We start from the raw sequence: 12,974 nt of genomic DNA, 5'->3' as shown, positions 1-12,974 counted from the left end.
TGTTGACCTGGTATTTATCTATCGTTATTTTGTTACTAATTCAAGCTCAACAGGAATAAATTCTTCTACTGTATCACCATTAATGATTTTGCCTGCAGCTTCAATTCCTTTTTCTCCAATTAATTTTGGTTGTTGAGCAATTGTTGCATCTAATCTTCCTTCTTCAACTGCTGCTACAGCGTCGTCCGTTGCATCAAAACCAACAACTACTACATTTTCAAGTAATCCTTTTGCTTCTAACGCCTCAAGTGCTCCAAGCGCCATTTCATCATTATGCGCAAATACTGCATGAATATCTTTTGTACTTTGAATAATATTTTCCATTACAGTTAAACCTTCTGTTCGATCAAAATTTGCTGTTTGATTAGCCACTACTTGTAGTCCTTCTGCATTATCCACAATATTATGGAAGCCCTCTCCACGTTCACGAGTAGCAGATGCTCCAGGAATACCCTCTAGTTCTACAATATTACCTGCATCACCTAGTTTTTCAGTGATGAATTTTCCTGCCATTTCTCCACCAGCAACGTTATCAGAAGCAATGTGTGTAACCACCTCTCCACCATTTGCACTTCTATCAACCGTAATTACTGGAACACCCTTTTCATTGGCTAGTTCAACAGCAGATGCAATCGCATCAGAGTCAACTGGATTTACTAATAAGACATCGATATCTTGTTGTAACAAATCCTCTATATCACCTAGCTGGGTAGATGGATCATCTTGTGCATCGGAAACAATGAGCTTATATCCTGCTTCATCTGCAGCAGCCTGTGCTCCATCACGAAGTGTAACGAAAAATGGGTTGTTTAATGTTGATACAGAAAGTCCAATTTTCACCTCTTTGTCACCTTTATCACTTGCTTTGTTAGAGCTTGAATCATCTGAGCCAGGCTTGTCTGTAGAACATGCAGCTAATGCTACTACTAAGATTGCAACTAAACCAAACATTTTAAGCATTTTTTTCATTAGAAATTCCTCCTAAAAATGACTTTTTTATTATTTTTGGATGTTATTCATCCATTACTAACGAATTATTTTGAACGTCTATCTAGTAAAACTGCTAGTAATATAATTCCCCCTTTCACAATCTGTTGATAGAAGGATGACACATTTAATAGGTTTAAACCATTGTCAATTACACCAATGATTAGAGCACCTATTAATGTACCTACTATTTTTCCTTTCCCTCCCATCAGGCTTGTACCACCAATAACTACAGCTGCAATAGCATCAAGCTCGAAGCTCGATCCAGCTGTTGGCTGAGCTGAATTTAAGCGACTTGTTAAGATTATTCCAGCAAGTACAGACAGCATACCAGTAATAGAATATACCCATATTTTTACACGGTCTGCCTTAATTCCTGATAATATCGCCGCTTCCTCATTTCCACCTATTGCATAGACTTGCCTTCCAAATACGGTCTTCCGTAAGATAAAGTACAAAATAGCAAATGCGATTAACATAAGTATGACAGGAAAAGGAATGCCGAAGACATACCCCTTACCAATCATTTGAAAACTAAAGCTATCCGATAACCCAGTAATAGGTCGACCATCTGTATACACTAATGTTGCTCCACGATAAATCGTCATCGTAGCGAGTGTAGCAATAAAGGGTGCAACCTTACCTTTGGTGATGACTAGCCCATTGATCGCCCCTAGAACAAATCCGATTAATAATCCAATAATAATAGCTAAAATTGGATCCATTCCACTCGTTAACAGCCCAGCTGTCAACGCACTACCTAACGCCAGGATAGAACCAACTGATAAGTCAATCCCAGCTGTAAGAATGACAAATGTCATACCAAAGGCAATTAGAGCGTTAACTGAAATTTGTCGTAATAAGTTTAATAGGTTATCAAATGTAAAAAAACTATCACTAAAGATTCCTAGAATAATAGAAAAGACAATTAGTCCGATAAAAGGACCTAAAATGGAAATATTATTCGTTATGAATCGCTTCATTTTCTAATTCCCCCCAGTAGCTGCCAGCATAATAATCTCCTGATCAGCGTCTTCCCGATCTATGAAGGCGGTTACACTTCCTTCATGCAAAACCATGATTCGGTCACTAACACCAAGAATCTCAGGTAATTCCGAAGAAACCATGATGATTGCTACACCATGCTCTGTTAATTCATTAATAATAGAATAAATTTCTTTCTTGGCACCAATATCAACACCCCTAGTTGGTTCGTCCAATATAAGAACCTTTGGATTGATACCAAGCCATTTTGCTATAACTACCTTCTGTTGGTTTCCACCACTTAGTGACTTGACCTCTTGTTCTTTTCCAGTTGTTCTAACATGTAAGCGTTCGATAAGATTTTCTACTAAATCTCTTTCTTTTTTATTAGAGATTACTCCTTTTTGCGATACAGTTTTTAAGTTAACAAGTGCAATATTTTCACGAATAGATGATCCTAAAACCAATCCTTTTGATTTTCGATCCTCGGTAATAAATCCTACCCCAGCGTTAATTAGATCATTAGGATGTCTCATCTTTAATTCCTTACCATTTAGTTTTACAGATCCTGAATCTTTTTTACGGTAACCAAAAATGGTTTCCATTACTTCCGTACGGCCAGCACCCATCAGGCCTGCAACTCCAAGAATCTCTCCTTCTTTAACAGTAAAACTTACATTATGAAATGTACCATCCTTGCTTGATAAGTTATCTACCTCAAAGACAATATTACCTATCTTACTTTTCCTTGCAGGAAAGCGCTCGCCAAGTTCACGTCCAACCATCATTTTGACAACTTGCTCAAAGGAAGTATCGCTTATATTTTCTGTGCCGATATACTCCCCATCTCGAAGTATAGTAATTCGATCACAAATTTGGAAAATCTCTTCCATTCTGTGGGAAATATAGACGAAAGCTACACCCTTCCTTTTTAAATCTGTTACAACCTCAAACAAGCTCGCAATTTCCCTCTCTGTCAGTGCGGCTGTCGGCTCATCCATAATAATTAATTCTGCATTTGTTGCTAGAGCTCTAGCAATTTCAATCATTTGCTGCTTTCCGACTGATAGGTCTCCAGCAATGTCATCTGGAGAAATATTAGTAACTCCTAATTTCTGCAGGCTCTCCTCTGTTAGGGCTTTCATTTTCCTGTGGTTTAGGATACCACTACGCCCATAAGTAAGCTCTTTGCCAAGAAACATGTTTTGCGAAACTGTTAAATGTGGAATAATATTTAATTCCTGATGGATGACGACAATTCCTCTAGCCTCTGCCTGCTTGGGATTGGTGAAATGAACCTCCCCACCATTTACTTTTATTTGTCCACTATCACGTTCATGGATTCCTGTTAATACCTTAACAAGCGTTGATTTTCCCGCTCCGTTCTCTCCCATAAGTGCATGAATCTCACCTTTTTTTACTTCGAATTGCACATTATGAAGGACTTGATTACCAGAAAAGGATTTACTCACCCCAACCATTTCAACTAAAGGTGTAACCATCATAAGACCCTTGCTCCTTTCATTTAAAATAAGACGCCAGATTGGAGAATCACATTTGCGTATGGAGTTGCTTCACCAGTACGAATGATGGCTTTTACATGACTTAATTGCTGTTTTAATTCTTCATGGGTGATATAGTCAATATTGATAGCTGAATAATTATTTATTAGGTTATCATGTAAAGCACTATTGTTTATTTTGATTTCTTGTGCTAGCGTCATTTTTTCAACTACCATATCCTCAAGGACTATTTCTAGAACATTTGTAAAGCTTGGTTCCCCAAGCTTTAACGATAAATCAATGCAGGGAACCTGGTCTGGAATTGGTAATCCACAATCAGCTATAACAATCCTATCGGTATGCCCCATATGAGCAAGTATTGTGGCAATGTCACGATTTATGATTCCTGTTTTCTTCATTTTGCTAAATCCCTTTCCTTTAAAAAGTCGTTAACCTGTTGTTCTGTTGGCATACCTGCCTGTGCACCAAATTTTGTCACGGAAAGAGCTGCAGCTGCATTGGCAAAGAGAATTGCATCATCTAATGAAGCGCCACTTCCAAACTTTGTTGCAAATGCTCCATTAAAGGTATCTCCTGCACCAGTTGTATCTTCTACTTCTACGGTTAATCCAGGAACAGTAGCTTCTTCATTACCTTGATAAAATGCAACTCCATCCGCGCCTTTCGTAATAATTAATTTCTCTTGAATGGTATGAAGTATCGTATCCATGGTAATTGCTTCTGCCTCGATGTCATTAGGCGTTAAATATGTTGCTAAATTTATTACTTTAGATGGTAATGCTTGATATGGAGCTGGGTTAATAATTACTGGGATATTATTCTCGTTACAAAGCTCTGTAGTATATACAACCGTATCCAACGGAATTTCTAATTGAAGTAATACGACATCACTCTCTAATATTAACTCCTTATGTGAAGCTACTACGGAAGGGGTTACACCCCGATTTGCTCCTGGTGCTACAATTATTCGATTATCATTCTCTGAAATAATAATCGTTGCAATTCCAGTCGCTTCGTCTTCGGAAATAGAAATACCATTCGTGTTTATTCCTTCTTCTTTCAGAATATTTATCAAGCTTTTACCAAATTCATCGTTACCAACGGAACCAATCATGCTTACATAGGATCCTAGTCGGGCTGCAGCTACTGCCTGGTTCGCACCTTTCCCACCAGGAAGAGTAGAAAAGCTATCCCCAAGAACCGTCTCACCTTGATTAGGAACTTTACCCGTTTTTACAATTAAATCCATATTGATACTTCCTACCACTGTCACTTTCGGTTTCTTAACCACTGTCATTACCACCTTTATTTAGTTGATTCTCGTTTGACTAAGGTAACTTCATATTCTTCATGTTGAACCTGTTGATTAGGTTCATTTATTTGTTGTATTAATAGTTGTGCAGCGCGAGTACCCATTTCATATATTGGCTGTTTCATCGTAGTGATTGATGGCGTAATTTTTTCTCCTAAAGAAATACCATCAAACCCGATGATTTGTATATCCTCTGGAACCTTAAGACCTAATTCTTGGGCTGCCTTTAGTACACCAACTCCCATTAGATCATTAGCTACGAATATACCATCAACTTCAGGATGACTCTTTAATAGATTTTTCGTTGCATCCATAGCTTTATCATATTGGTAATCCCCAGATACTACGTAACTAGATAAAAACCACTCTTCATTTTTAACTTCATCTATATAGCCACCCAGTCGTTCCTTCGTATTGCTAACATTGTCTGGACCACAAATATGAGCAATCCTTTTACACCCTAATTGCTTCAAATATCTCACTGCCTGTCTAGCGCCATCCCTGTTTTTTACCGTTATTGAAGGAAGCTTCGCGCTAACAATTCGGTCAAGTGCAACTATTGGAACATGGATCCCCTGCAGACTTTTTTCTGTAACGGTACTTGAAACAACAATTATTCCATCTACAGATTTTTGCTCTAATGCGTAAATATAATGCATTTCCTTTTCTGGATTATCATCTGTGTTACAGAGTACAAATGTATAATCATTGAGCTTTGCAAAATCCTCAACTGCCCTTGCTAGCTCTGGAAAAAAAGGGTTCATTATATCTGGAACTAAAAGTGCAATCATTTGAGAACGACCATGAAAAAGACTACGAGCTACATTATTAGGACGATAATTTAATTGAGAGATGGCTTGTTCTACACGCTTTTTCGTTACTTCGTTTACATAGCCACTATTATTAATAACTCGAGACACAGTAGCTACAGAAACCCCAGCCATCTTAGCTACATCTTTTATAGTAGGCATTCTAAATCAACCGCCTTTTTTATTAGTAAAGAACTATATGTAACGGGTTACATATAGGTGAATAAATAAACACAAATTAAAAGCAATTTCAATTTGTGTAACCCGTTACACCTATAATAAAGCGCTTTCTTTCAGAAGTCAATAACAATAATTTACAGGTTCAACATCCTTAACAAATACTATATGATTGTTTTATGGTGGAAGTTTCACTTTATTTCCCTCCATCTTTTGGTAAAATAAAGAAAACTAACGAATCATTTTATATTCAGTAAGGAGAACTTTATATGTGGTATTGGCTAATTATTTTAGGTATTATATTAATCATTTTATTAGAGGAAGGATTATATTATATTTCGAACCGCATCGCCTTTAACAGCCAGAAAAAAGAACAGATAGAAGAAAATACAGAAGAAAAGTCCAATTCAAGAAGACGAAGAAAACTTCGACTAAAACAATAATCCTATGCGATATAGTTCTGAAGAGGAAGTAATAGCATAAGATCAGAATACATATAGTTTTAGTCTGAAATCAGCCTGCCATGCCTAGCACGCTATACACTCTCCGATATTAGGATGTCGTAAACAAAGGCTTGTTCATAATTTAACTCACCGTTTAGATGCTTTTCCATGACAAGTAAGTACCTCCAGCTATAGTAACAGCATTTGCAGTGTATGTATTAAAAGTGGTTTGATGAATGATTTAATTATATAACTAAAAGAACGACTGCTCCAGAAATGGACGCAGTCGCATATAAATTATTTTAATTCAATGATTATCTTCGTCCCTTTCCCTTCCCTACTTATTAGCTCAAATGTAGCATTTTTAATTAACCGAATCTTTTCAAATGGGTTTTTAAACCCTAATCTAGAACCATTACCTTTCAGCAGTTCCTCCTGCTTCTTCTCTGGAATTCCTGTTCCATTATCTTCTATTGTAATTAGAACAGTTCCTGCGACTTTTTTAACGGTCATTTTCAAAATGCCACCGTTATCCATCTTTGCTATACCGTGCTGTATCGCGTTTTCAACTAGTGGTTGCAACGTCATGGTGGGGATCAGTACATTTATATCTTCATCAATATCATAAACCACCTTTAGTCTATCCCCATACCTTAACTTCTCTATCTCTACATAGGACTGAACAAATTCAATCTCATTAGCTAACGGAATCAGTTCTTGATGTAATTGAGAATCTAATTTAGATCGAAAATAGATAGATAGATGTTCAAGTGCTTCACGAGATTTTTCAGGATCATAATAAATCAACGCAATGATTGTATTTAACGTATTATAAAGAAAATGTGGGGCAATTTGTCCACTATAATATTTCAATTCATTTCGGATTGAGTCACGAAATGATTCTTTTATTAATAATAATGATTGAATATGTGAAATAAATTCCTTTACATCTATAGGCTTTGTGATAACATCATTTGCACCTAATTGAATGTAATAAGGCATGTTATGGCCTGAAGCAGATAACAATAAAATAGGTAATTCAGCTAAGGCATACTCTTCTCTTATTTGTTTTAACAAATTAAACCCTATCTCATCTTGTGCCTTAACATCAATAATTGCCAAATCAACAGCTGCTTCCTGTAATAAATCATAGGCATCAGAAGAACTATTGCATGCTAATACGGAATACCCATATTCGATTAATAATTTAGTCATATAATCAAGGTGTTGGTAATCTTGATCTAATAATAGGATAACTTTAGAATCACTAGCTTGATAATGTTTTATAGGATATGAGTTTTCTTCTAAAAACTCTGTTTCATCAAGGGAGGCAGCTATTTCCTTCTCATGAGAAACTGGTAACGTAAATGTAAAACACGAACCTTCTCCAGGTACAGATTGAACCCAGATCTGACCATTCATTAATTCGATAATTTTTTTCGTGATAGTTAACCCTAGTCCTAAATTACCTTTTTTGTCAACATTTGGACGTGATACTTGGAAGAAGGTATTAAATATTTGCTCCTGATATTGTTCTTCTATTCCAATACCGGTATCTTCAACTGATACATAAACTTTTTCTTGATCATAAGAAGCAGAAACTGTAATCTTTCCTTCTTTCGTGTATGCAATAGCATTCTGGATTATTTGATAAATGATTTGCCTTAGACCATTTTCATCTGCTAAAACATACGGTAAATCTACCGGAATCTGATTCTCAATTTTAATGGTATTAGAATCCCTTAAAATAAAGCTATGCTCCTTGATTACCTCATCAATTATTGCTAACTGAACCGGCTTTATATCAAGCTGTAAATGATCATGTTCCCCTCTTACAAAGTTTAAGTCTTCTACTAAGCTAGATAATCTTTTACTAGAATAATGCATTCGATAAGCTAATTCGTATTGTTCTTTTTTTAATGGCCCTTTGCTCCCTTGCATTAAAGCATTGGTATACTCTGTAATTTGATGAATGGGCTTCTTTAATTCTTCTGTTGTTTTTTGTAAAAAATGATCTCTAAAATTCCCTAGAACAAGTAACTCCTTGGATAAATTATCAATTCTTTCATACGATAACTTCCTACGGTATCCGATAAAAAATGAAAAAGTCATGGTCATCATTAAAAATAAAAATAATGGAATTTGCTCCGTATTTATCTGAAAGAGCAGTTCAAGACCTAAAGTAGTCACATATGCAGTAAAGCAGGTAGTTGCAACTAATAAATAATCGGATCCATCGACTTTCTGCTTAAAAGCTTTCATAATCATTACTATAATGTAGATAAAGGCTAATGCTAATACGCTAACAAATACATATTGCACGAATGATAAATACCTGAATAGAAGACTAGTTGATTTTGGTATACCAAAATAGATAGCTTGAAATAAGAGGATCCATTTAATCCATTTGGTTAACTTATTCGAAGTATTATTACGAAATGTCTCATAAATAAATAGAAAGAAAAATAAAACAGCTAAGCTGATAAAGGATAATTGGATACTTAATAACCACTTCATCGGTATTTCTGGATAAAGTAAATAGATAAGCTTCTCATTTTGCGTTGAAACATAAATACCTTGTACAAAACAAAATAGTGAAAAATATAATTCATTTAAGGTATTTTTTTGAAGTACAAAATAAAAAAGAAAGATAATACCTAATAGGATATATCCACCAACGATAACTCCATCAATAAACTTACTTCTATCTGATACCAAGCTTATTTGATCTGACTTACCAAACAAAACAGGCTTTACAATTCCACCGTTCGTATTTTCTGACGCATTCGCTACATGGACTATTATTTCTAATTGTTTCTCTACACTATGTCCTCTTACAATATATTTTCCTTCACGGTAGCTATATTCATCACGACTAGAAGAAGGAACCCCAAGACCGCCAACTAACTCTCCGTTTATATAGATTTCACTAGCATGTCGAATAGAATCAATTCGTAAAGCATACTCGTCATCTTCAGGAACTACGATAAGTAATCGATATGTACCTACTTGTATATCTGACATACTCCTGTTAAACTCATCATCCCAATTAGTAGGGACGCTAATAAATTCAGGGGATAGGTTAGTATGTTCATTAGGATCTACGAAGACATCCCGATAAAACTCCCACTCTCCATCTAATTGGACAGTACTACTTCCATCCCAATTGCTTAAGTTTAATGTTCCATCCTTCACTTGGTGATAATTACCATTTGGTAAATTCAATAAAAGTAAGATAATGGTGACGATAACAACAATAATTGATATGATAATCGAAGCTATTTGCCTCATAAGCTACTTCCTTTTATATAATATTTCATTTTTTTACATTTTTTATGTATATTTAACAATATACAACATTTATCTTCGTTGCATGATTAACTAATAAAGGATGATTTTTGTTGATTCAAACCATTTTAGTTGATGATGAAAAATTGTCACTAATCCCTATGATAGAAAAACTAAAGCAATATAATGAAATCGACATTGTAAAAGCTTATTCTGATCCAAATCAAGTCCTTTCCGATATGAAGGATATCCACTTTAATGTCGCATTTCTAGATATAGAAATGAAAAAAATTGATGGGCTAACCCTTGCTAAGGAAATCCATTTGATTAATCCTAATGTACAAATAGTGTTTGTCACTGCACATTCAGAATATGCAATCCATGCATTTGAACTTGACTCAACTGACTACTTGTTAAAACCCGTAACTACAAGACGACTTGATAAAACCATCCATCGACTAAAACAAAATCTAAATCGTATAGCTAATCAACCATTAGATTCTACTCCAACGAATCAACTTATAGTAAAAACCTTTGGTGAGCTTCTAATTTATTACAACGACAAACCCGTATCGTTTAAAACTGCTAAAGTGAAAGAACTATTTGCATTTCTCATCACCTATCGAAATACGTATATACATCGCGATATCATCATCGAAAAACTATGGCCTAATCATGATTATAAAAAAGCAAAGATACATTTACATACATGCCTTTCTCACCTAAGAAAGCTATTAGAGCAAATGAATCAAGCAGGTACAATTGAATTTAAAGACCAGCATTATTGCTTAAACTTACGGATTTCTTTTTGTGATGCATTCGAAATAGATGATGTGCTGAAGGGATTAGACAGTGTTAATGACTCGAACATAAGTATTTTCGAAAAAATCGCTAATTTATATAAAGATCCTTATCTTGAATTGAATGGTTATGAATGGTCTTATGAAAAATCACAGGAATATCATCAGAAAATCATGCTTGTATTGAACAAAATAATCAACTATTACCAAGGAAAAGATTTACATAAATCATTATTTTATTTATCGATGCAACGTAAGGTAGAACCCTATTTAGATGAGAATATAAAGAAGAGCATGGAAATCCTAATGAAACAAAATAATCGATCAGAAGCAATTAAAATCTACTTAGACTATTGTAATTTAATTTCGAATGATTTAGGTCTTGAACCATCTATTTCCATTAGAAAAATCTATGACTCTTTAGTTTCTGGTTAATAGCAAATTGCTAGAGAACAGATTTACTCCTAGCAATTTGCTATTTGTATTTTTAGAATTATAGATGATTATCTCTTTAATTTATTGTCTGGATGAAACTTTTTCCTTCTCTTCATGTAATAAATAATAAGTAGGAACATCGCAATTATTAATACTCCAAACCCAATTGACCAATATAAAATGTTACGCTTATCACTATTTTCCTTTTTCTCTTCCATACTATCTAAGTTCGTTTTTTCTAACTGCTGTGTATTCGTAAAGAATTGGTCGGGTCCTGTTTGAACTGCAATTGATGAATTATTTTCCGAGTACTGTAAATAAGATAGGAAATCTCTAGTATAATATTGATTGCTATCATTTAGATTATCTAGTACCAGCATAGAATACGATTGATTCCAAGGATTAGACTGCATAAAACCATAGTAGTTTACCTCTGTCTGCAAAAATCCATGTGCACTTAATTGTGGAACATTTTCTTTATAATTTACCAGTAAGTCATCTTTCATTGCTATTAACAAATCGTGTTCTGCCAAAGAACCGATAAAGATAATGTTTCCATTTTTCAGGTCTTCCTCTTTTATTTCGGATGTTTGTTTTAGCTTAATTTCAGGTAGCCTATTATTAGTCGTTAACACATTAAACAAAGAAAGCATATCCTTACTAGATATTCCTTGTTCAGGAAGGACAATTGTTAATTCTTCCGCTTTATTGGAGAATGGATAAGGAAAATTGTTAAAGTACATATCTGACTTTTCGCCATTCCCACTCGTCGGAAAAATTAGCTTACTATCATTAAATAGTTGAATCCATCTATTTTGATCAAGTGCCACACATGATTGATCCATACGCAAACCGCTTGTCTCTATTTGCAGTGTCATTAACGGTTTATCCTTTAGAGTTGCTGGATCAATAGGAATAAGCGCCTTTATATTTCCGTTTTCATCTTCCTCTAGAGAACGAACATCTACAGGATAAGGAACATCATTTATGTTTACAATCAATTCAATTTCAGCTAATGCTACTTCTTCTTTATCTTTTAGTGTTTCTTTATTTGAATGAATAGTAGCAGAGCGCTTAAATTTTAGTTCCATGGTTGGATTTTGAATAGCACCTGTTTCCATCGGTAAGGAATAATAATATGTTTCTGTTTTCGTATGTTGACTATCTAGTTGAATATTGGGCATCCCTATCTCTTTAAACGTAATTTCCTGTTCATTCGCGTCTCCCTCAATCGGCTTAGGAAGCTCACTTACTTGTATAACATCTCCAGAAAATTGTTCATAGTATTGACTAGAGGTCAATAGATCAGTATTATGTAGAATATTTTCCGGTTTTTTTGCTAGAACTACCAATGCACGGGCAGCCTGGTTATTTTGTTTTAGTTGAATTTGGGAGAGATATAAGGAATCTTCCTTTACATTCGCTATTTCATCTTGAATTAACTGCTTAACCCAAGATGTTTTAAATTCCTCAGTCCCCCCAACTACGATACTATTTCCAAGCATTTTTTTTACTTCTTGCTCTTGCACAACGGTTACCGTGTTTTCAATTGATTGGTTCGATAAGAAATTCGCAATTATATATGCACTCTGCAATGTCTCCATTGATGGATTTTGCGGAGTGATGACGGATACTTGATTCTCTAGTGAACCAATATAAAATCTAGGATAGTCATATAATGCCATATCCTCCGAATTGTTCGGTAAAGCATCGATGTGTAAATAAGAATTCGGTTGGATGGACATCCAATTACCTGTTGTATACTGTGGAACACAGATCCCCTCTTTAACAAAGCCATCAAAGCTTACCGTAATCGTATGACTTCCTTCTAACAACGCTGCGCCAACTAATGGCACCTTTATTATATTAGTCGATTCACCTGCTAGAGTAGTTGAATAAATAGGCTCCTCGTCAACCTTAATCGTGATTGAAGACGGGTCAATGAGTAACTCTGACTTTGCCACCTCCAATTGTAAATATTGATCCTTGGCGGTAACATTCGAGTGTAGTTCATAGTAAAATTGAGCTTCTGCATACGGGCCATATAATTCTATTGGCTCATTAGTCAATGATTGTTCTGTTACTTCTTGACGAACAATTTGTATGTTTTTGTCGTTAATTTCTACTACCTTTTCTGCAAATACCTCCAGGGGTAAAGCATTAATAAAAAAGAATAAAATAATAATTGATAAAATAGATAACCTTCTTTTCTTCAA

The 12,974-nt window shown here is 34.9% G+C and carries 10 protein-coding genes; 2 read left to right on the top strand and 8 right to left on the bottom strand.

Annotated features, from left to right (window positions below):
* Positions 1-24 precede the first annotated feature (24 nt).
* From rbsB to KI338_RS01065, 6 genes are all read right to left on the bottom strand, one after another.
* Entirely contained in the window at positions 25-969 is a 945-nt protein-coding gene (gene rbsB / locus KI338_RS01090) for a ribose ABC transporter substrate-binding protein RbsB (RefSeq protein WP_212919134.1), read from the bottom strand.
* A gap of 65 nt (positions 970-1,034) precedes the next feature.
* Entirely contained in the window at positions 1,035-1,970 is a 936-nt protein-coding gene (locus KI338_RS01085) for an ABC transporter permease subunit (protein ID WP_212919133.1), read from the bottom strand.
* Positions 1,971-1,973: 3 nt separating this feature from the next.
* Positions 1,974-3,476 (bottom strand): sugar ABC transporter ATP-binding protein, encoded by a 1,503-nt coding sequence (locus tag KI338_RS01080; RefSeq protein ID WP_212919132.1) that lies wholly within the window; start codon positions 3,474-3,476, stop codon positions 1,974-1,976.
* A gap of 20 nt (positions 3,477-3,496) precedes the next feature.
* The gene (rbsD, locus tag KI338_RS01075; protein WP_212919131.1) at positions 3,497-3,892 is read right to left on the bottom strand and encodes a D-ribose pyranase; all 396 of its coding nucleotides are present in this window, start codon (positions 3,890-3,892) and stop codon (positions 3,497-3,499) included.
* Positions 3,889-4,791, bottom strand: a complete 903-nt coding sequence (rbsK, locus tag KI338_RS01070) for a ribokinase (RefSeq protein WP_212919130.1) — start codon at positions 4,789-4,791, stop codon at positions 3,889-3,891. The genes rbsD and rbsK overlap by 4 nt, the downstream gene beginning before the upstream one ends.
* Positions 4,792-4,799: 8 nt before the next feature.
* On the bottom strand, positions 4,800-5,777 hold the full coding sequence (locus KI338_RS01065; protein ID WP_212919129.1) for a LacI family DNA-binding transcriptional regulator: 978 nt from the start codon (positions 5,775-5,777) through the stop codon (positions 4,800-4,802).
* Between the two features lie 284 nt (positions 5,778-6,061).
* On the opposite strand from KI338_RS01065, the gene KI338_RS01060 reads away from it, so the two are divergent.
* Complete coding sequence (locus KI338_RS01060) at positions 6,062-6,235, top strand: hypothetical protein (RefSeq protein ID WP_212919128.1); 174 nt, start codon at positions 6,062-6,064, stop codon at positions 6,233-6,235.
* Positions 6,236-6,532: 297 nt separating this feature from the next.
* Here KI338_RS01060 and KI338_RS01055 read toward each other — a convergent pair whose 3' ends face one another.
* On the bottom strand, positions 6,533-9,526 hold the full coding sequence (locus KI338_RS01055; RefSeq protein WP_212919127.1) for an ATP-binding protein: 2,994 nt from the start codon (positions 9,524-9,526) through the stop codon (positions 6,533-6,535).
* 110 nt (positions 9,527-9,636) lie between these two features.
* On the opposite strand from KI338_RS01055, the gene KI338_RS01050 reads away from it, so the two are divergent.
* Entirely contained in the window at positions 9,637-10,758 is a 1,122-nt protein-coding gene (locus KI338_RS01050) for a response regulator (RefSeq protein WP_212919126.1), read from the top strand.
* A gap of 68 nt (positions 10,759-10,826) precedes the next feature.
* Here KI338_RS01050 and KI338_RS01045 read toward each other — a convergent pair whose 3' ends face one another.
* The gene (locus KI338_RS01045) at positions 10,827-12,974 is read right to left on the bottom strand and encodes a cellulose biosynthesis cyclic di-GMP-binding regulatory protein BcsB (RefSeq protein WP_212919125.1); all 2,148 of its coding nucleotides are present in this window, start codon (positions 12,972-12,974) and stop codon (positions 10,827-10,829) included.

It is taken from the genome of Ornithinibacillus bavariensis, assembly GCF_018333235.1.
GTDB lineage: Bacteria > Bacillota > Bacilli > Bacillales > Amphibacillaceae > Ornithinibacillus > Ornithinibacillus bavariensis.
Note: the sequence above shows the minus strand (reverse complement) of the source record. Positions and strands in the feature narration are given on the sequence as shown.